This window comes from Kitasatospora phosalacinea, from assembly GCF_030268885.1.
Lineage (GTDB): Bacteria > Actinomycetota > Actinomycetes > Streptomycetales > Streptomycetaceae > Kitasatospora > Kitasatospora phosalacinea_C.
In genome coordinates, this window is the sequence record NZ_BSSA01000003.1 from 137,326 (window position 1) to 156,896 (window position 19,571).

Consider the following 19,571-nt stretch of genomic DNA (forward strand, 5'->3'; position numbering starts at 1 on the left):
GGGGAGCCGGCCGTCGGCGCGTTCCGGCACCGCTCTTCCCACCGCCCGCCGGGCGGGTGCGGAGCGGGGCCGGAACGACCCCTGGGCGAACCCGGGCACCGTCTGCCCCGTTCCGTCGCATTCATTCCCCGGCCCTAAAACCGCACTTCCGCACGGCTGTTCGCCATTCGAATGGATCGTGCAAGGATGGGCGCCATGTGGCCCTCCCTCCCGCTCGGCGAGAAACTGCGCACCGTCCTCGGCCCGCCGCGCAAGGTCCGCCGCCTGGTCAGCAGCCCGCGCTCCCGGGTCTGGCGGGCCGAACTCTCCGGCCGCCCGGTGGTGGTGAAGCAACTCGTCGACTCGCCCGGCGCCGAACAGCGCTACGCCCGCGAGGCCGCCGCACTGGCCCTCGCCGCCCGGCCCGGCCGCCCCGGCCGACCGGTGGTGCCCGCGCTGATCGCCACCGACCCGGCCAACCGGCTGCTGGTGCTGGAGCGCCTGGAGGACCGCACCCCCGGCCCCGGCTGGCGGACCGACTACGCCACCGCGCTCGCCGGGCTGCACGCGAGCGCCCCCGCCGACCTCGACGACCTCGCCGGGACGGCCCCCGGCACCGACCTGCCCGCCTGGACCGGCCCGACCGAACGCGACCTCGGCTGCTTCATCGCGCTGGCCCGGACCCTCGACGTGCCCGCCCCGCCCGGCGCCCGCGCCGAGGCCGAGGCCCTGGTCGACCGGCTCTCCGCCACCCCCGTCCGGCACGCGCTGCTGCACGGCGACCCCTGCCCCGGCAACGACCTGCACACCGCCGACGGCGTCCGGTTCGTCGACTTCGAGCAGTCCGCGCTCGGCCCCGGCGCGGTCGAGTTCGCCTACCTGCGGATCGGCTTCCCCACCTGCTGGTGCTCCACCACCCAGCCCGCCGCCGAACTGGCCGACGCCGAGGCCGCCTACCGCACGGCCTGGCGCGCGGCCACCGGTACCGAAGCGGCCGGCGCCGCCGAACTCGCCGACGCCTGCGCGGGTTGGCTGATCCGCGGCGACGCCCTCGTCCCCGCGGCCGAACGCGGCACCGCCGACCACCTGGCCCGGCTCCACCACGGCGACTGGACCTGGGGCAACGCCACCGCCCGCCGCCGCCTCCTGCACCGCCTCCGGGCGGTCGCCGAACTGGCCGACGCCGACACCGCCCTCCCCGTCTTCGGCCGCTTCTGCGCCACCCTCGCCGCCCGCGCCCGCACCACCTGGCCCGCCGCGGGCCCGCTCACCACCGAACGGACCTGACGGCCCCGGGCCGGGCCGGACCGCTCAGGCCCGGACGACGTCACCCCGTACCGCTCCGGCATCCGGGCCACGTCCTCCGGGTAACCGGGGCCGGTGGCCTGGTCGTTCTCCGCGGCCAACTCCCGCCCGGAGCCGGTCCGCCCCTCGATGCAGGCCGACCCGAGCCACCCGGCCGCCACCCCCGGCGGGCAGCCGCGCATGACCAGCACCTCGCGCGGCGGCGGGGGCGGGTCGGTGAACAGGCCCTCGACGGCCGCGCACCGGCCGAGCAGGTGCCCGTCGTGGCCGTCCCGGTCCTCGGCGACGAGGAGGTACCGCACCGGGAACGGCCGGTCCCACCGGGCGTGGTTCTCCGCCCGCGCCTGGTCCATCCGCACCTGGTCCGACAACCCTCGCCCCTCTCGTCAGGAGCGCCCAGCGTGCCTCGCCCGCCCGGGCCGGGCAAGGCGCTCGGCGGCCCGGCCCGGCCCGGGGCGCTCGTGCCGCAACGCCGCGGCCCGGCCGGTCAGTAGGTCTCCGGGTCGGCGAAGCCGGGCAGCCAGCGGACCAGTTCCTCGTGCAGGCGGACGGTGGCGCCGAGCTGGCACAGGACGCCGATGGTGGAGAGGGTGACCCGGTGGATCAGCAGGTAGGAGGGCGGGAGGTTGAGCCGCTTGCCGAGGTTGTAGGCGGGGGAGCGCGGGTCGGCGATCCGGGCGGCCTGGGTGCGCATCCAGTCGCGGCTGAAGGTGAACTGCTCGGCGCGGGTGGGCTCGATGATCGGGAGCAGGTAGTCGAGCACCGCGTCCGGGTCGAGGGTGATGCCGGAGCGGATGAAGTTCTCCTGCCGGAGCAGGTCGTACACCGCCGCCGCGTCACCGGCCAGGGCCAGCCGCAGCGAGGTGCCGATCGGGAGGGGCAGGCCGCCGGGGAGGCGGTCGACGGTACCGAAGTCGAGCACGCCGAGCTTCCAACTGGCCGCGCTGCGACCGGTCTTGACCAGGCGGAAGTTGCCGGGGTGCGGGTCGGCGTGCAGCAGGCCGGTGCGGGTCGGGCCGGCGAACAGGAAGCGGGCGAGCAGCTGCCCGGCCCGGTCGCGCTCGGTGCGGGTGCCGTCCGAGACGACCTGGGAGAGCGGCTTGCCCTCCAGCCACTCGGTGACCAGCACCCGCCCGGACTGGGCGACCACCCGGGGCACCAGGATGTCGGCGTCCCCGGTGAACTCCTCGGCGTGCACCTGCTGGGACTCCGCCTCCAGCCGGTAGTCGAGCTCCTCGGTGACCCGCTCGCGCAGTTCGGCGATCAGCGGCTTGATGTCCACGCCCGGGATCAGCGGGCCCAGCACCCGGGCCAGCCGGGAGAGTTGGCCGAGGTCGCTGAGCAGGGCGTCGCCCGCGCCCGGGTACTGGATCTTGACCGCGACGTCCCGTCCGTCCTTCCAGACGGCGCGGTGCACCTGGCCGATCGAGGCGGCGGCGGACGGCTGGTCGGAGAAGGACCGGAAGCGGTCGGCCCAGTCGGCCCCGAGGTCGTCGGCGAGCACCGCGTGCACGGTGCGGGTCGGCATCGCCGGGGCGGACTCCTGGAGTTTGGTGAGCGCGGCCCGGTAGGGGCCCGCGACGTCCTCCGGGAGGGCGGACTCGAAGACCGACATGGCCTGCCCGAACTTCATCGCGCCCCCCTTCAACTTGCCGAGGGTCGCGAAGAGTTGCTCGGCGGTCTGGGCCTGCAGCTCGGCCGCGACCTCCTCCGCGGGCCGCCCGCCCAGGCGCTTGCCCAGGCCGAGGGTGGCCCGCCCGGCGAAGCTCAGCGGCAGCGCCGCCAGCCGGGCCGTCCGGGAGACCGCCTTGCGCGGCATCTCAGACATCCGCCGCCCCCGTCCGGTCGGTGCGGCCGGTGCCGGCCGGGGCCGCCCCGGCGCGTGGGCGGGCGACCGGCCGTGCCGTGCCGGATCCTGCCTTGCGCGGTAGATCGCTCACCGGACCTCCTGATCCTCCGGACCGACCGGCGCCCCGCCGGCGGTCGGTACAGCGGCGTCCCGGAGCCCGGCCCGGCAGCCCCGCCGCCGCCGGGCACCGCCACCCGGCCGGGGTCGGTGCCCCGGGCGGGCGGCGGCGGGCGGATCGGTCGTGGACCACCGGACGGGCCCAGGGCTCGTCCTAGGCCATTGTGCCCGCTCGCCCCGGTGCGGAGGACTGCCACAGACAACCGCAGTCCGGGTGGCTGCGCAGCCGCAGCCGCCGCACCATGCCGTCGGCGGCGGACAGCTCGCACCAGCCGTCCACGCTCGGCGGCGGCGCCCCGTCCAGGTACAGCTGGACGTGCAGGGCGGCGAGCCCGGCGACCGCGGCCGCCACCGCGCCGTCGCAGGCCGGGAGGCGGGCCCGGCCGGGGCCCTCGTCGATCAGCTGGGCCAGCAGCCGCGGCCAGGCCTCGTCCTCGTCGCGCCGGGCCAGGGTGGCGCAGCTGCCGCAGGCGGAGGCGCCCGGGACGACCAACGGGCCGACCACGCCGAGGTGTTCGAGCACCCCCGTGTACAGGTGCGGGATGCCGGCCCGCATCAGCTCCTGGGCGTCGACGGCGGCCCCGGTGTAGGCGGCGGAGCCGTCCCGCGGGGCGAGCACCACCAGGGTGGGCGGCGGGGGAGCGGCGGGCGGCCGCCGGTAGCGCTCGCCGACCGGGGCGCCGGTGGCGCGGTGCACCAGCTCGCGGGCGGCGGTGGTGCGCAGCCGCCCGATGTCGCCCGGCGGGAGGCCGCCGGGCGCGCAGTCCCGGGCGGCGACCCGGCCGCGGTCCAGCACCGCGACCTCGCCGATCCCGCCGGCCGCCAGCGCGGCCCCGACGGCGGCCCCGACCCGCCCGGCCCCGCGCACCTCGACCCGGGCCCGGGCCCGCCCGTGCAGCACGGCCGCGGCCTCGCCCGGTGCCGGGTGCACCAGGGAGAGCGAGGCCAGGTCGGGGCCGAGCAGGTCGCGCCGGGCCGGTGGGTACAGCTCCAGCACGTCCCGCAGGGCCTGGGCGTCGTCCAGCAGTTCGCTGCTGCCGAGCGAGTCGAGCACCGCCTGGCAGTACTCGGCGCTCAGGCCGAGCCGCTGCCCGGCGGCGATCACCGCGGGGCCGTCCCGGCTGCCGTCGACCAGCTCCAGGAAACCGGCCAGTCTCCGGTCGACGCCCTCGATCAGCCGGGCGTGCCGCCGCACGGTGCCGAACTGCAGGGTCTGCTTCTCCCGCCAGAGCCGGGACAGGGCGGGCTTGATCACGGGGCGCATGCGGGTTCCTCCCAGGGTCGGGATCCCGGCGTCGGGATCGCTGGTGACCGCAGCTTGCCCGCCCGTCCGGACGTGCGGAAATCCGTTGTCCACAGCCCCGGTAGGACGATCCGCTCATCACTGTGCACAGCCTGTGGACAACGCGCCCGGGTGGTCCCGGGTGCCGCGCCGCCCCGGTGCCGGACTTCTGTCACGGGGACGGGGTAACGTCCTGTGCCATGGCAGCCGAACGGGACTCCCACCGGTCGGCGTCGCGTCGGCGCGCCCGGGCAGCCTCCGGACCGGCGGCCGCGGCGCCGGGTGCGCACGCCAGCACCGGGGCCGACCGCGAGTACACCTCCGACCGCGAGCGCGCGTCCGACCCGCGCCGCTCGCTCGATCCGCGCCGCGCGTCCGATCCGCGCCGCGCCCCCGGCCCGGGCCGCGCACCCGACCCGGCCCGCCCGCCCGAGCACCCCGGCATCGACCGCAGCAAGGTCGAGGTCCGCCGCAGCGCCCGCCGCAGCCGCACCGTCTCCGCCTACCGCGAGGGCGACCGCACCGTGGTGCTGATCCCGGCCCGGATGTCGCACGCCGAGGAGCAGCGCTGGGTGGCGCAGATGCTCGACAAGCTGGCCGCGCAGGAGAGCCGCCGGATGCTCGGCGACGAGGCCCTGCAGTCCCGGGCCCGCGAGCTCTCCCGGCTCTACCTGGACGGCCGGGCCGTCCCCGAGCAGGTCCGCTGGGTCACCAACCAGAACTCCCGCTGGGGCTCCTGCACCCCCAGCGAGCGCACCATCCGGCTCTCCCACCGGCTCCAGGGCATGCCCGAGTACGTGGTCGACTACGTGCTGCTGCACGAGCTGGCGCACCTGCTGGTCCCCGACCACGGCCCCCGGTTCTGGGCCCTGCTGGACGCCTACCCGCGCACCGAGCGGGCCCGCGGCTACCTGGAGGGTGTCGCCTCCGCGGCCCGGCTGCCGCACCTCCCGCCCGCCCGCACCACCTGAGCCCGAGCCCGCGCCCCCGGACGACGGGTGGCGGGTGACGGCGCGGCCCCGGCCGCTTCGAGCGGTGACCGGGGCCGGTGGCGGAGCGGATCAGAGCAGCGTGCGGGCCCGCGCCACCAGGTCGCGCACCGAGCGGTCGGTGTCGGCCGGCAGCGCGTCCCAGCCGAACCAGCGCAGGTCCAGCGACTCCTCGCTGATCAGCTCGCGCGCCCCGGCCGGGGCCAGGGCCACGTACTGCACGTCCAGGTGGGTGTTCTCCGGCCGGTCCTTCCCGGCGCAGCGGACCTGGTGCCGGTCCAGCTTCACGGGCGCGGTGCGGCCGTCGGTGGCGAGCAGGGAGAGGTCCGCGATGCCGGACTCCTCGACGGCCTCGCGCAGCGCGGCCGCGGCCAGCGTGGCGTCGCCGGGCTCGCAGTGGCCGCCCATCTGCAGCCACCGCCCGACCTTCGGGTGCAGGGTGAGCAGCACCCGCCCGCCCTCGGGGTCGACCACCAGGGCGCTGGCGGTGACGTGCCCGGGCAGGCAGGCCCGCCACATGCCGTCGGGGCGGTCGGCCAGGTGGGCCAGGTAGTCGCGGCGCAGCCCGTCCTGGTCGGCTCCGTCGGGCGTCCAGTCGGTCAGGGCGCGGACGGCGTCCTCGTGCAGGGCGGTCGCGGTCACTTGGCGGTGCCCTCCGGCCCCTGCTCGCCGCCCTCGCCGTCCTCGGCACCCCCGCCGTCCTCGGCAGCCTCGCCCGGAGCGGTCTTCGGGGCGTCGTCCGACGAGGCGCCCTCGGCGTCCTTCGTCAGGTCCGCCTTGCCGCCGCCGGTCGCACCGCCGGTCGCGCCCCCGCCCGCCGCCTCGCCGAGCAGCCTGTCGAGCGCGTCGAAGTCGAACCCGCCCTCGGTCACCGGCGCGGTGTCGCGGTGCACGAAGCCGTCCGGGTCGTCCAGGTCGGCGGCGGTGGGCAGCATGTCGGGGTGGCTCCACAGCGCGTCCCGGCCCTCGACGCCGCGGGCGTCGGCGAGCGAGGCCCACAGGCGGGAGGCGTCGCGCAGGCGGCGGGGGCGCAGTTCGAGGCCGACCAGGGTGGCGAAGGTCTGCTCGGCGGGGCCGCCGGAGGCGCGGCGGCGGCGGAGCGTCTCGCGCAGGGCGGCGGCGTGCGGCAGGTGCGGGGCGGCGGCGGTGTGCACCACGGCGTCGACCCAGCCCTCGACCAGGGCGAGCGCGGTCTCCAGCCGGGCCAGCGCGGCCTTCTGCTCGGGGGTGTCCTCGGGCTGGAGCAGGCCGCCGGCCAGCGCCTCCTGGAGGGCCTCCGGGTTGGCCGGGTCGATCTGGCCGACGAGCTCCTCCATCCGCGAGGTGTCGACCTTGATGCCGCGGGCGTACGCCTCGACGGCGCCGAACAGGTGCGCCCGCAGCCACGGCACGTGGGCGAACAGGCGCTGGTGGGCGGCCTCGCGCAGGGCGAGGTAGAGCCGGACCTCCTCGGCGGGCACGTTCAGGCCCTCGCCGAACTCGGCGACGTTCTGCGGCAGCAGTGCGGCCTTCCCGGCGGGGGCCAGCGGCAGGCCGACGTCGGTGGAGCCGAGCACCTCGGCGGCGAGCGCGCCGAGCGCCTGCCCGATCTGGGTGCCGAACATGGCGCCGCCCATCGAGCGCATCATGCCCATCAGCGGCCCGGCCATGGCCTGCATCTCCTCGGGCAGCACGCCGCCCATGGCGTTGCCGACCCGCTCGGCGACCGGGTCGACCAGGTCCTTCCAGACCGGGAGGGTGGCCTCGATCCACTCGGCGCGGCTCCAGGCGACCGCGGCGGAGGAGGTGGAGGGGAACTCGGTGGCGGAGTCCAGCCAGAGGTCGGCGAGCCGGACGGCCTCGGTGACGGCGGTGCGCTCGGCCGCGCCGACCGAGCGGTCCTTGCTCCTCCCCTCGGGCTGCTCGGCGACGACGGTCTGCCGGGCGATGTTCTTGGCGAGCTCCCAGTTCACCGGGCCGCCCTCGAAGGAGAGCATCTGCCCGAGCTGCTGGAACGCGGCGCCGAGGTCGTTGGGGTTGAAGCCGCCCATCATCGCGGCGAACGGGTTGTCCCCGCCCTGGCCGCCGGGGCCGCCCGCGCCGAAGAGCGCCCCGAAGGGGTTCCCGGTGCCGAAGCCGAAGGGCTGCTGCGGGGTCGAGTCGCCCTGCTCGCCGTCCTTCTTGCCCTTGTTCTTGCCGTCCTCGGGCTCCTCGGGGGGAACGCCGAATCCGAAGGGGAGGTCGCTCACGGGGGTCCTCGATCTGATCGGCCGTCACGCGGGTGGTGTGGCGGGAAAGTCTGCCGCCCGGGGGCTCCGAGCGGTTTCAATGGTCTCGCGGCGACCGCGCCGGGTGCACCGCCGGGGCCGAGCCTCGGGCAGGATGGTCGAGTGCGTGACACTCGTACGTCCGCACTTAAGCTAACCGTGGAGGATGGCCGGTGAGTTCCCCGCCTTCGGACGTTCGCTCTGGGCTGACCGAGGGCGAGGGCGTGCCGACCGACGCCGGATCGCCGACTCCAGCCTACGGCGGCAGGCCGCTGACCGTGGCCGTCACCGGGGCGGCGGGCGTGCTCGGCGAGCGCGTCGCGCAGCGCCTGGTGGACTCCCCGCACGTGCGCCGGGTGCTGGCGGTGGACGAGCGGCGCGGCGAGGTGCCCGGCGTGCAGTGGCGGGTGCTGGACGTGCGCGACCCGGCGGTGGCCGAGCGGCTGGCCGGGGTGGACGTGGTGGTGCACCTGGCGATGGACCTCGGCATGGAGTCCGACCCGCGCACCCGCAGCGCGTACAACGTGCGCGGCGCGCAGACCGTGGTGACCGCCGCCGCGGCCGCCGGGGTGCACCGGGTGGTGCTGTGCACCTCCGCGATGGTCTACGGGGCGCTGCCCGACAACGAGGTCCCGCTGGCCGAGGACTCCGAGCTGCGGGCCACCGAGGAGGCCTCGCTGGTCGGCGACCTGCTGGAGATCGAGCGCCTCGCCCGGCGCGCCCCGCGCGCCCACCCCGGGCTGCAGATCACCGTGCTGCGCCCGGCGGTGGTGGTCGGCCCCGGCATCGACACCGTGCTGACCCGGCACTTCGAGGCCCCGCGGCTGCTGGTGGTGGCGGGCTCCCGGCCGTGCTGGCAGTTCTGCCACCTGGACGACCTGGCGGCGGCGCTGGAGTACGCGGCGCTCGGGCTGGTGGAGGGCGAGGTGACGGTCGGCTGCGACGGCTGGCTGGAGCAGGAGGACGTGGAGGAGCTGTCCGGGATCCGCCGGATGGAGCTGCCCGCCTCGCTGGCCCTGGGCACCGCGGCCCGGCTGCACCGGCTGGGCCTGACCCCGGCCCCGGCCGGGGACCTGGCGTACACCATGTACCCGTGGGTGGTGTCCGGCAGCCGCCTGCACGAGGCGGGCTGGCGGCCGCGGTACACCAACGAGGAGGTGCTGGCCGAGCTGCTGGCCCAGGTGTCGGGCAAGCACGCGGTGGCCGGGCGCCGGCTGGGCGGCAAGGAGGCCGCGACCAGCCTGGGCGCGGCGGGGGCGACGGTCGCGCTGATCGGCACCGCCGCGCTGGTGCGCCGGGCCCGCAGGCACCGCCGGATCTGATCACCGTCTTTTCGCATCACGGAATTACCGCATCGTGATACGAAAATCCTTGCGGCCGGTCGACGGAGATGCGGAATGATGGTGGGCATGTCCGAGAACCACGACCCGATCCGCCTGCTCGCCGTCCGCGAGACCCCGCTCTCGCTGGACGAGGTCCACGCCGCGGTCGGCGACGACGCGGCCGGCGGCACCACCCTGTTCGTCGGCACGGTCCGCGACCACGACGGCGGCAAGCCGGTCGCCGCGCTGGAGTACAGCGCCCACCCGACCGCCCTGCGCGAGCTGCGCCGGATCGCCGAGAAGGTCTGCGCGGACTTCCCGGTCCGGGCGCTGGCCGCGGTGCACCGCACCGGCCGGCTGGAGATCGGGGACGTCGCGGTGATCGTCGCGGTGTCCTGCCCGCACCGCGGCGAGGCGTTCGCGGCCTCCCGGCGGCTGATCGACGACCTCAAGCACGAGGTGCCGATCTGGAAGCACCAGGTCTTCACCGACGGCGAGGAGGAGTGGGTCGGCGCGGGCTCCTGCTGAGGCCCCCGTGTCCGTGCGGGGCGCCGCTCGTTCCCCGTTCGGCGGTACCTCCTCACGGTGAAGACCGGGCCCGTCCCGTAACCCGGATGCCGGGCGCGCCGTTCCCTCTGCAGGCGGTTAATCTGCTGATACGCATGACGAGCCTGTGGGGAGTTCGAAGATGGCTGCGCTCGCCTGGTTGATCATTCCTGTGGTGGCCGGGGTCCTGGCCGCGGTCTGGGCCACCTGGGCCGCCCGCCCGCCCCGTGCCATGACCGACCCGTCCTCGCTCGCCGAGCACGAGCGCTTCCGCGCCGCGATGGAGCGCAGTACCGGCGTCCGCGACTGACCGCGGGGGAGCGGGACGGGCCCGTCGCGGCCCCGTCCCGCCCCCGCCCCGATCGGCGGTGCGGGGCGCGGTCCGGCGCTACACCCCGTCCCGCACTTCCCGTACTGTCGTGGCATGCCACGCCGATCGGCGACGATGCTCGCCGCCACCCTGCTGCTGATAGGTCTGCTCTGCGCCTCGGTCCTGTTCAAGGTGCCGTTCACCGAGATGAGCCCCGGGCCGACGTACAACACCCTCGGCGTGCAGGACAAGACGGGCACCCCGGTGATCACCATCACCGGGCACGAGACCTACCCGACCAGCGGGCACCTGAACATGACCACCGTCCAGGTCACCGGGGCGAACTACCAGCCCAGCCTGGTCTCGGCGATCGTCGGCTGGGTCCGGGACGACGTCCTGGTCGTCCCGCACGACAACGTCTACCCGCAGGGCCAGACCGACCAGGAGGCCCAGCAGGAGAACGCGGAGCAGTTCGCCTCCTCCGAGGACAGCGCCAAGACCGCGGCCCTCAAGCAGCTGAACATCCCGGTCGGCACCGAGGTCATCGTCTCCGCGGTGAGCGCGGGCGGGCCCGCCGAGGGCAAGCTGCACGCCGGCGACCAGATCGTCGCGGTGGACGGGGTCGCCATCACCGACCGGGCGCAGGTCGCCGAGCAGGTGACCAGGCACAAGCCCGGCGAGAGCGTGGTCTTCACCGTCGTCCCGCACGCCAAGGCCAGCGCGACGCCGGACCCGGCGGACGAGGTGCAGGTGCCGGTGGTCACCGCGAAGTCGGACGACGAGGGCCCCGAGCGGGCGGTCGTCGGGATCACGCCCAGCGTCGACCACGTCTACCCGTTCAAGATCGACATCGGTCTGCAGGACGTCGGCGGCCCCAGCGCCGGGCTGATGTTCGCGCTCGGCATCGTCGACAAGCTGACCCCCACCGACCTCACCGGCGGCAAGTTCGTGGCAGGCACCGGCACCATCGACGACGACGGCGCGGTCGGCCCGATCGGCGGCATCCAGATGAAGCTGATCGCCGCCCGCGACAAGGGCGCCGAGTACTTCTTCACCCCCGCGGACAACTGCGCCGAGGCGACCAAGGGCACCCCCTCCGGCCTCACCCTGGTCAAGGTCGAGAACCTGGACGGCGCGGTGAAGGCGCTCGACAGCATCCGCAGCGGCGACAGGGCGGCCCTGCCCAGCTGCGGCAAGTAGCGGCAGCGCAGCGGCGGCGGGTGTGGCGGGACGCTCAGGAGAAGGTCGCCAGCAGGGCGTCGGTCAGGTTGGGGACGAGCTCCGGGCCGGTGAGCACCTCGCGGGCGACGTCCTTCTCGCGCAGCCGCAGGGCGACCTCCTTGGAGCCGTCGCGCAGCACGGCCGCGGTGATCCGGACCTCCTGGCGCTGCGGGTGGGAGGCCACCCACTCGTTGATCTCCTTCTCGGTGGCGTTCTTCGGCCGGGAGGCCTCCGCACCGGGCGGGAGCATCAGCCGCTCGACCACCAGGGCGCAGCCGACCACGCCGTCGGGCCAGGCGATGGTGCCGAGGAAGCGGTCGAGCTCGGTGCCCGGGGGGATCTCCTCCTGCTCGACCGGGGTCAGGCCGGTCGGGTTGTCGTCCAGGCCGAGCTGCGAGGCGAGCCGCGGGTTGGCCCTGCGCATCTGCGCGTTGTCGACCAGGGCGAACAGGCGGGCGGGGAGGTCCCAGCCGAGGGTCGCGACGTGCTCGTCGATCTCCAGGGCGGCCCGGGTCAGGGGGGTGGCCGCGGGGAGGCCGGAGGCGGCGGCGGTCAGGTCAGGGGAGTCGGACATGGGCCAATCCTCACATGCCCGAGGGGCCGCCCTCCAACTCCGACGCAGCGTCCGGGAACTCAGGTAAAGACTGATTAAGTTGCATGGGAGACCGCTGTCCGCCATGGTGCGGCGGCACGCAACTCCGACGACGACAGCTGAGGTGGCGCCTTGACCTTCCAGATGCCGGACCGCTCAGGTCCGGGCTCCCGAGCGAGAGTCGGCCCGCCGTCGCGCCGGGCGAAGGTGCTGCTGCTGACGTTCGGCGTGCTGGCGGCGCTGTTCCTGCTGTTCGTGATGTTCGCGGGGCTGTGGACCGACTGGCTGTGGTTCGACTCGGTGCACTACGGCTCGGTGTTCACCTCGCAACTGGGCGCCAAGGTCGGCCTGTTCGCGGTGTTCGGGCTGCTGATGGCGCTGGTGGTCGGCTTCAACCTGTGGCTGGCGCACCGGCTGCGGCCCCCGCTGGCCGCGATGTCGGTGGAGCAGCAGAGCCTGGACCGCTACCGGATGGGCGTCGCGCCGTTCCGCAAGTGGCTGCTGATCGGCCTGTCGCTGCTGGTCGGCCTGGCGGCGGGCGCCGCCGCGGGCGCGCAGTGGCGGACGTGGATGCTGTGGGTCAACGGCACCCCGTTCGGGGTGAAGGACAGCCAGTTCCACAAGGACGTCTCGTACTACGCGTTCAAGCTGCCCTGGTACGAGTTCGTGCTGGGCTTCGCGTTCAGCGCGGTGATCGTCTCGCTGCTGGCCGCGGCGGCCGTGCACTACCTGTACGGGGGCCTGCGGCTGCAGGGGCCCGGGCGGCGGGCGAGCGCCGGGGCGCAGGGCCACCTGGCCGTGCTGCTCGGCGTGTTCGTGCTGCTGAAGGCGGTCGCGTACTGGCTGGACCGGTACGCGCTGGCGGTGAAGAGCGAGTCGTACAAGAACGTCGACGGCTGGACCGGCCTGCGCTACGTGGACGCGAACGCGTTCCTGCCGGCCAAGACGATCCTGTTCTTCGTGGCGGTCATCTGCGCGCTGCTGTTCTTCCTGACGCCGATCCGGCGGACCTGGGCCCCGGCGCTGATCGGCTTCGGGCTGATGGCGCTGTCGGCGATCCTGGTCGGCGGGGTGTACCCGGCGCTGGTGCAGCAGTTCCAGGTCAAGCCGAACGAGCAGGCCAAGGAGACCCGCTACATCCAGCAGAACATCGACGCGACCCGGCAGGCGTACGGCATCGCGGGCGCGGCCGAGCAGCAGTACGCGCCGACCGACTCGACGGACGCCGAGAAGCTGAAGCAGGACGCGCAGACCATCGCCGACATCCGGCTGCTGGACCCGAACGTGGTCATGCCGACGTTCCAGCAGAACCAGGCGCTGCGCAACTACTACGCCTTCCCCAAGACGCTGGACGTCGACCGGTACGGCAAGCAGGACACCGTGCTGGGCGTGCGCGAGCTGGACATGGCGGGCGTGCAGCAGCGCAACTTCATCAACGACCACTTCAAGTACACCCACGGGTACGGCGTGGTGGCCGCCAGGGGCAACCAGGTCGACCAGAACGGCAACCCGGTCTACACCGAGCAGTCGCTGCCGACCACCGGCGACCTGGGCGACTACGAGCAGCGGGTGTACTACGGCGAGAAGACCACGATGTACTCGGTCGTCGGCCCCGGCATGGACGAGATCGACTACACCCGGGACGGCCAGCCGGACCAGACCTCCCAGTACGGCGGCGGCAGCGGCGTCTCGATGGACAACCCGCTGACCAGGGCCGCGTACGCGGTGAAGTTCGCCGAGCCGCAGCTGCTCTACTCGGGGGCGATCAAGGACGGCGCGAAGATCCTGTACGACCGCACCCCCAAGGAGCGGGTCGAGAAGGTCGCGCCGTGGCTGTCGATCGACGCCGACCCGTACCCGGTGGTGCAGGGCGGCCGCCTGGTGTGGGTGCTGGACGGCTACACCACCTCGGACGGCTACCCGTTCTCCTCGAAGACCACCTTCGGCGACGCCACCAAGGACTCGCTGACCGACCAGCGCGGCCGCACCCTGACCACCGCCAACCAGGTCAACTACATCCGCAACTCGGTGAAGGCCACCGTGGACGCGTACACCGGCGAGGTGACGCTCTACCAGTGGGACGAGGCCGACCCGGTGCTGAGGACCTGGATGAAGGCGTTCCCGGGCACGGTGAGGGCGAAGGCGGACATCCCGTCCGCCCTGCTGCCGCACCTGCGCTACCCGCAGGACCTGTTCAAGGTGCAGCGCGACCTGCTCGGGCAGTACCACATGACCGACGCCACGGCGTTCTTCAACGGCACCGACATCTGGGAGGTGCCGGAGGACCCGACGGTCAACACCCACGAGGTGCAGCCGCCGTACTACCTGACGCTGCGGATGCCGGACGCGCAGGAGGCCAGCTTCTCGCTGACCACCTCCTTCGTGCCCGCGGGCCGCAAGAACCTGGCCGCGTTCGTGGCGGTGGACGCCGACCCGGGCCCGGACTACGGCAAGCTGCGGATCCTGCGGATGCCGTCCGGTTCGGGCGCGCTCGGACCGGCGCTGACGCAGGCGAAGTTCAACTCCGACTCCGACGTCGCCTACCAGCTGAACCTGCTGAGCAACGGCAACGAGGCGGGCCTGGTGTACGGCAACCTGCTGACCCTGCCGGTCGGCGGCGGCATCCTCAACGTGGAGCCGGTGTACCTGGTGGCCCGCGGCACGAAGGTGCCGGTGCTGAAGAAGGTGCTGGCGGTGTACGGCGACCACAACGTGGCGCTGGAGAACACCCTGGACGCGGCGCTGGCCAAGGTGCTCGGCAACGCGGCGGCCGGGGCCACCACGCCCACCGCCCCGGCCCAGCCGGAGACCCCGGGCACCGGCACCACCCCGACGACGCCCACCACCCCGGAGAGCCCGGAGCTGCAGAAGGCGCTCGCGGACGCCCAGAAGGCCTTCGACGAGGGCCAGGCCGCCATGAAGAACGGCGACTGGACGGCGTACGGCAAGGCCCAGGAGGCGCTGAAGAAGGCGATCGCCGACGCGGTGGCCGCCGAGCAGAAGGGCGGCGCCCAGCCGGGCGGCTCGCCCTCGGCCGCACCGTCGGCCTCGCCCGGTGCCTCGCCACCCGCGTCGCCGCCCGCCTCGCCGCCCGCCTCGCCGTCGGCGTCGCCCACCGGCTGAGCTGCGGCAACCGGTTTGTTGGTCCACCCCGTGATCGTGATACAGTGGTTTCACCGACGCGGGGTGGAGCAGCTCGGTAGCTCGCTGGGCTCATAACCCAGAGGTCGCAGGTTCAAATCCTGTCCCCGCTACTCAGTAGCGAAAGGCCCGGAGGCATCAGCCTCCGGGCCTTTGCCATTCCTTGGGACTCCGGGTGATTGACACCCCCTGTGGTCCAGTCCAATCTGAGTCATGCCCATGACGGGCGGCCCCCACCGCCCGTCTGATGCGCTGCAACTCGCATGCCAGCAACGGGAGTCGATCGCGTTCTGGCTCCGTCTGCCGCTCTCCCCGACCGGGTGTCGGACGGCGTTCCTGCATCCCCACGTGACAGGAGAGAGGCACATCCGCATGCATCGCAACAACCGCAGGGCCTGGGCCGTCACGGCCGCGGCCGCCACGCTGCTCGCCGGGGCGGTGTCGCTGCTGGGGGCCCCCAGCGCGAGCGCCGGACCGGGCAACACCACCGGGGCCCCCGCCACCAGCGGCGGCATGAAGGTCGCGTACTTCGACCAGTGGTCGATCTACCAGAACGCCTTCTACCTGAAGAACGTCGACACCAACGGCATGGCCGGGAAGCTCGACTACCTGCTGTACGACTTCGCCAACATCGACCCGAACAACCTGACCTGCTTCGAGCCGAACTCGGCGGCCTCCCAGGACGAGAACAACCCGAACGCGGGCGACGGCGCGGGCGACTACTACGCCGACTACGCGAAGACCTTCGCCAACGGCAACAGCGTCGACAACTCCACCGACACCTGGAACCAGCCGCTGGCGGGCAACTTCCACCAGCTCCAGGAGCTGAAGGCGAAGTACCCCAAGCTCAAGGTGCTGATGTCGATCGGCGGCTGGACGTACTCCAAGTACTTCTCCGACGTGGCCGCCAGCGACGCCGCGCGGAAGAAGTTCGTCTCCTCCTGCGTCGACATGTTCATCAAGGGCAACCTGCCCGCGCAGGGCGGCTACGGCGGTCCGGGCACCGGCAAGGGCATCTTCGACGGCTTCGACATCGACTGGGAGTACCCGGGCGGCGGCGGCCACCTCGGCAACCACGCCTCGCCGAACGACAAGCAGAACTTCACCGCCCTGCTGGCCGAGTTCCGCAACCAGCTCAACACCCAGGGCAGCGCCGACGGCAAGACCTACGCGCTGAGCGCGGCGCTCCCGGCCGGCCAGGACAAGATCCAGTACATCGAGACCGACAAGATCGGGCAGTACCTGACCTTCGCGGACCCGATGACGTACGACATGCACGGCGGCTGGGAGGCCCAGGGGCCGACCAACCACCAGACGCCGGTCTACCAGAACCCGAACGACCCGATGAACAACGTGCCGCCGGGCAACGCCAAGTACTCGATCGACGAGGCGGTCAAGGCGTACACGGTCGGCGACTCCTCGTACGGCATCCCCGGCGGGTTCCCGGCGAACAAGCTGAACATGGGCGTCCCGCTGTACTACCGCGGCTGGACGGGCGTGGCGGCGGGCGCCAACCACGGGCTGTTCCAGCCCGCCAGCGGACCGGCCCAGGGCGCGCCGAACTCCGGCAACGTCAACGGCGTGCGGATGTACAAGGAACTGCTCGGGACGGTGGACAACCCCAGCTACACCTACTGGGACCCGGCGTCGCAGGCCGCGTACTTCTACGACGGGAACAACTTCTGGTCCGGCGAGAACGCCAGGTCCATCCAGGCCAAGATGGACTACGCGCACTGCAACGGCCTCGGCGGCTCCTTCGTGTTCTCGCTGTACGACGACCCGAACGCGGCGCTGCTCAACCCGCTGATGACGGCCACCAGCGGCTCGGCCGCCTCCTGCCCGGCCCCGCCGACCGGCTCGCCCAGCGCCAGCGCCTCGCCGACGAAGTCCACCTCCCCGTCGCCGTCGACCAGCCCGTCGACCTCCCCGTCGACCAGCCCGTCGACCTCGCCGTCCACCAGCCCGTCCTCCTCGCCCAGCTCGCCCGGCGGCGGCAGCGTCGCCAACCCGGGCCTGGAGTCCGGCGCGCTCAGCCCGTGGACCTGCGCGGGCAGCGGCGGTGCGGTGGTCGGCGGCGGCCACACCGGCTCGTACGCCCTGCAGGGCAACGTCAGCGCCGGGGACACCGCGCAGTGCCAGCAGGTGGTGACGGTCAAGCCGAACACCACCTACACGCTGTCCGCCTGGGTCAAGGGCAACTACACCTACCTGGGCGTCACCGGCTCCGGCGCGGACAGCTCGACCTGGACCCCCGGCGGGAGCGCGTGGACGCAGCTGTCCACCAAGTTCACCACCGGCGCCTCGGTCACCTCGGTGACGGTCTGGGTGCATGGTTGGTACGGACAGGGTGCTTACCAGGCCGATGACTTCAGCCTCAGCTGAGCCTGCGTCAACACCGTTTTGAGGAAGGCCCGGTGGACTCCGTCCGTCGGGCCTTCGTCCTTGCGGGCGCGCGGAGTTGATCGACTCCGGTACGATGCGTGGCCGGGGTTTGTGGGGCTCAAGTGTCGGGAAATCGACAAAGAGCCGAAGCGATCTCGCCGCGCTTCGGCCCCGCTCCGCCAAAACGGACGGAGCAGGTGTACGCGGTGTGCGGGTGATGCGACGATGGACCACGAGGGGGACGCGGCACGGCCACTGACCGGCCGTCCGCTGCGACGCGCCCCTCGGGGGACGCGCCCCCGGCCGACGGCCCGGGGCGGATGCCGCGACACTCGGGGGGAGCGGGAGTCGGCATGAAGCTCATCGGCAACAGCGGGACGGGAGAACGACTGGCGGCCGGCACCACCGCGGACACCGGCGTCCGCCCCACCGACCAGTCCAGCGACCCGTCCACCGGCAACCTGCCCGCCCAGCGCAGCACCGCGGGCGGGGACGTCGACGTGACCGGGTACGGCCCGGAGCGCCTGGTCCACCTGACGGCCGACCGGGTCGCCGCCGCCTCCACCCGCGACCTCACCGACCCCGCCGACGGCGCCGACGACGGCGAGGACAGCTTCGAGACCGCCCTCGCCGCCCGCGAACAGGCCGCTCTCGAAGCCCGCCACCGCGGCTCCGCCGACGCCGGCGACCCCAACGCCGCCAGCCAGCTCGGCGCCCTGCTGCTGCGCCGCGGCGACCTGCGCGACGCCGAGCCGTACCTGCGCTCCGCCGCCGCCGCGGGCCTGCGCGCCGCCGCCAACAACCTCGGCGTCCTGCTCCACCAGCAGGGCCACCGCACCGAGGCCGCCCAGTGGTGGCGCCAGGCCGCCGTCGCCGGGTCCGCCCCGGCCGCCCACGCCCTCGGCCTGCAACTGCGCGACCAGGGCGAGGAGGAGGCCGCCGAGTACTGGCTGCACTTCGCCGCCGAACAGGGCCACCCGCTCGGCGCCTACGCCCTCGGCGACCTGATGGAGCACCGCCGCGACGTCCGCGCCGAACGCTGGTTCAAGGCCGCCGCCGACTCCGGCCACCGCGAGGCCGCCTACCGGCTCGCCCGGATGCGCGAGGCCGCCGGGGACAAGGACACCGCCGAGACCTGGTACCGCACCGCCGCCGCCCGCAGCCACGCCCGCGCCGCCCTGCGCCTCGGCGTCCTGCTCGAGGCCCGCGGCGACCTCGACGAGGCCGCCCGCTGGTACCGGCAGTCCGCCCAGAACGGCGAGGCCCGGGCCGCCTGCGCCCTCGGCTTCCTGCTCCGCGACACCGGCGACCTCGCCGCCGCCGCCGAGTGGTGGCAGGAGGCCGCCGAAGCGGGCGACGGCACCGCCGCCAACGCGCTCGGCGCGCTGCACGCGGGCCGCGGCGAGAACGCCGTCGCCGAACGCTGGTACCGCGCCGCCCTCGACGCGGGCGACCACAACGGCGCCTTCAACCTCGGCCTGCTGTGCGCGGGCGCCGGCCGCGAGGCCCAGGCCGAGCAGTGGTACCGCCGGGCCGCCTACGCCGGGCACCGCGAAGCCTGCAACGCGCTCGCGATCGTCCTGCTCCAGCGCGGCGACGAGTCCGGCGCCGAACCCTGGTTCTCCAAGGCCGCCGAGGCCGGCTCCGTCGACGGCGCCTTCAACCTCGGCGTCCTGCACGCCGGCCGCGGCGAGATGCGGCAGGCCCAGGAGTGGTACGCCCGCGCCGCCGCCGAGGGCCACGGCGAGGCCGCCCTGCAACTCGCCGTCGCCCAGGAGCAGCGCGGCAACCTCGCGGGCGCCCTCGACCGCTACCGCCAGGCCGCCGACGGCGGCTCCGCTGAGGGCGCCTTCCGGCTCGCCTCGCTGCTCGACCGCCGCGGCGACGCCGACACCGAGGCCGAACACTGGTACGCGACCGCGGCGGACGCCGGACACCGCCGCGCCCAGGTCCGGATGGGCGTCCGCGCCGCGGAGCGCGGCGCCCTGGAGATCGCCGAGAGCTGGTACCGCCGCGCCGCGGAGGGCGGCAGCCGCAGCGCCGCGTTCAACCTCGGCCTGCTGCTGGCCCGCCAGGACAGCGAGGCCGAGGCCATGCTCTGGTACACCCGCGCCGCGGACGCCGGCCACGGGCGCGCGGCGCTCCGGCTCGCGCTGCTGGCGCTGCGGCGGGGCGAGGCCGTCCAGGCCGAGAACTGGTGCAAGCGCGCGGCGGAGTACGGCCCGGCCGAGGTCGCGGAGCGGGCGGGACGGCTGCTGGGGGCGCTCAACGCGGAGCTCTCCGCGTAAGG

14 protein-coding genes and 1 tRNA gene are annotated in these 19,571 nt (G+C 74.1%); 10 read left to right on the forward strand and 5 right to left on the reverse strand.

All coding sequences use genetic code 11. The annotated features are described in order from the left end of the window. Positions 1–195: 195 nt before the first annotated feature. Positions 196–1,266, forward strand: a complete 1,071-nt coding sequence (locus QSK52_RS06730) for a phosphotransferase (protein WP_285734677.1) — start codon at positions 196–198, stop codon at positions 1,264–1,266. Between the two features lie 505 nt (positions 1,267–1,771). On the opposite strand, the gene QSK52_RS06735 is transcribed toward QSK52_RS06730, so the two are convergent. Beyond that, the gene (locus QSK52_RS06735; protein WP_285734679.1) at positions 1,772–3,112 is read right to left on the reverse strand and encodes an ABC1 kinase family protein; all 1,341 of its coding nucleotides are present in this window, start codon (positions 3,110–3,112) and stop codon (positions 1,772–1,774) included. A 292-nt stretch (positions 3,113–3,404) separates the two neighbouring features. After that, positions 3,405–4,514: a ThiF family adenylyltransferase gene (locus tag QSK52_RS06740; RefSeq protein WP_285734682.1), complete on the reverse strand. Its 1,110-nt coding sequence runs from the start codon at positions 4,512–4,514 to the stop codon at positions 3,405–3,407. 461 nt (positions 4,515–4,975) lie between these two features. On the opposite strand from QSK52_RS06740, the gene QSK52_RS06745 reads away from it, so the two are divergent. Next, on the forward strand, positions 4,976–5,503 hold the full coding sequence (locus QSK52_RS06745; protein ID WP_285735082.1) for a M48 metallopeptidase family protein: 528 nt from the start codon (positions 4,976–4,978) through the stop codon (positions 5,501–5,503). A gap of 90 nt (positions 5,504–5,593) precedes the next feature. Here QSK52_RS06745 and QSK52_RS06750 read toward each other — a convergent pair whose 3' ends face one another. Next, positions 5,594–6,163, reverse strand: a complete 570-nt coding sequence (locus QSK52_RS06750) for an NUDIX hydrolase (protein ID WP_285734684.1) — start codon at positions 6,161–6,163, stop codon at positions 5,594–5,596. Further along, positions 6,160–7,749, reverse strand: coding sequence for a zinc-dependent metalloprotease (locus tag QSK52_RS06755; RefSeq protein ID WP_285734686.1), 1,590 nt, complete (start codon positions 7,747–7,749; stop codon positions 6,160–6,162). Before QSK52_RS06755 ends, QSK52_RS06750 begins: the two co-directional genes overlap by 4 nt. 191 nt (positions 7,750–7,940) lie before the next feature. Here QSK52_RS06755 and QSK52_RS06760 point away from each other — a divergent pair, with 191 nt between their 5' ends. The 4 genes from QSK52_RS06760 to QSK52_RS06775 all read left to right on the forward strand — a co-directional run bounded on the left by QSK52_RS06760 (position 7,941) and on the right by QSK52_RS06775 (position 11,145). Continuing rightward, entirely contained in the window at positions 7,941–9,089 is a 1,149-nt protein-coding gene (locus tag QSK52_RS06760) for an NAD-dependent epimerase/dehydratase family protein (RefSeq protein ID WP_435053177.1), read from the forward strand. A gap of 87 nt (positions 9,090–9,176) precedes the next feature. After that, positions 9,177–9,617: a molybdenum cofactor biosynthesis protein MoaE gene (locus QSK52_RS06765; RefSeq protein WP_285734691.1), complete on the forward strand. Its 441-nt coding sequence runs from the start codon at positions 9,177–9,179 to the stop codon at positions 9,615–9,617. Between the two features lie 160 nt (positions 9,618–9,777). Continuing rightward, positions 9,778–9,945 (forward strand): hypothetical protein, encoded by a 168-nt coding sequence (locus QSK52_RS06770; protein WP_285734692.1) that lies wholly within the window; start codon positions 9,778–9,780, stop codon positions 9,943–9,945. Between the two features lie 114 nt (positions 9,946–10,059). Beyond that, positions 10,060–11,145 carry a YlbL family protein gene (locus QSK52_RS06775; RefSeq protein ID WP_285734694.1) on the forward strand — a complete coding sequence of 362 codons (1,086 nt, stop codon included), beginning with the start codon at positions 10,060–10,062 and terminating at the stop codon, positions 11,143–11,145. A gap of 34 nt (positions 11,146–11,179) precedes the next feature. On the opposite strand, the gene QSK52_RS06780 is transcribed toward QSK52_RS06775, so the two are convergent. Beyond that, positions 11,180–11,740, reverse strand: coding sequence for a PPA1309 family protein (locus QSK52_RS06780; protein ID WP_285734696.1), 561 nt, complete (start codon positions 11,738–11,740; stop codon positions 11,180–11,182). 162 nt (positions 11,741–11,902) lie between these two features. Between QSK52_RS06780 and QSK52_RS06785 the strand changes: the two genes are divergently transcribed. The 4 genes from QSK52_RS06785 to QSK52_RS06800 all read left to right on the forward strand — a co-directional run bounded on the left by QSK52_RS06785 (position 11,903) and on the right by QSK52_RS06800 (position 19,569). After that, positions 11,903–14,881: a UPF0182 family membrane protein gene (locus QSK52_RS06785; RefSeq protein WP_285735084.1), complete on the forward strand. Its 2,979-nt coding sequence runs from the start codon at positions 11,903–11,905 to the stop codon at positions 14,879–14,881. Positions 14,882–14,938: 57 nt separating this feature from the next. Beyond that, a tRNA-Met gene (locus QSK52_RS06790) sits at positions 14,939–15,012 on the forward strand. Positions 15,013–15,271: 259 nt separating this feature from the next. Beyond that, positions 15,272–17,281 carry a glycosyl hydrolase family 18 protein gene (locus QSK52_RS06795; RefSeq protein ID WP_285734697.1) on the forward strand — a complete coding sequence of 670 codons (2,010 nt, stop codon included), beginning with the start codon at positions 15,272–15,274 and terminating at the stop codon, positions 17,279–17,281. A gap of 353 nt (positions 17,282–17,634) precedes the next feature. Further along, a complete protein-coding gene (locus QSK52_RS06800) occupies positions 17,635–19,569 on the forward strand; it encodes a tetratricopeptide repeat protein (protein WP_285734698.1) in 1,935 nt (644 codons plus the stop codon). Positions 19,570–19,571: the final 2 nt, after the last annotated feature.

Excerpts from the sequence above, each read along its gene's own strand:
- QSK52_RS06730 (WP_285734677.1), top strand. The coding sequence starts at position 196 with ATGTGGCCCTCCCTCCCGCTCGGCGAGAAACTGCGCACCGTCCTCGGC.
- QSK52_RS06735 (WP_285734679.1), bottom strand. The coding sequence starts at position 3,112 with ATGTCTGAGATGCCGCGCAAGGCGGTCTCCCGGACGGCCCGGCTGGCG.
- QSK52_RS06740 (WP_285734682.1), bottom strand. The coding sequence starts at position 4,514 with ATGCGCCCCGTGATCAAGCCCGCCCTGTCCCGGCTCTGGCGGGAGAAG.
- QSK52_RS06765 (WP_285734691.1), top strand. The coding sequence starts at position 9,177 with ATGTCCGAGAACCACGACCCGATCCGCCTGCTCGCCGTCCGCGAGACC.
- QSK52_RS06770 (WP_285734692.1), top strand. The coding sequence starts at position 9,778 with ATGGCTGCGCTCGCCTGGTTGATCATTCCTGTGGTGGCCGGGGTCCTG.
- QSK52_RS06775 (WP_285734694.1), top strand. The coding sequence starts at position 10,060 with ATGCCACGCCGATCGGCGACGATGCTCGCCGCCACCCTGCTGCTGATA.
- QSK52_RS06780 (WP_285734696.1), bottom strand. The coding sequence starts at position 11,740 with ATGTCCGACTCCCCTGACCTGACCGCCGCCGCCTCCGGCCTCCCCGCG.
- QSK52_RS06785 (WP_285735084.1), top strand. The coding sequence starts at position 11,903 with ATGCCGGACCGCTCAGGTCCGGGCTCCCGAGCGAGAGTCGGCCCGCCG.
- QSK52_RS06795 (WP_285734697.1), top strand. The coding sequence starts at position 15,272 with ATGCATCGCAACAACCGCAGGGCCTGGGCCGTCACGGCCGCGGCCGCC.
- QSK52_RS06800 (WP_285734698.1), top strand. The coding sequence starts at position 17,635 with ATGAAGCTCATCGGCAACAGCGGGACGGGAGAACGACTGGCGGCCGGC.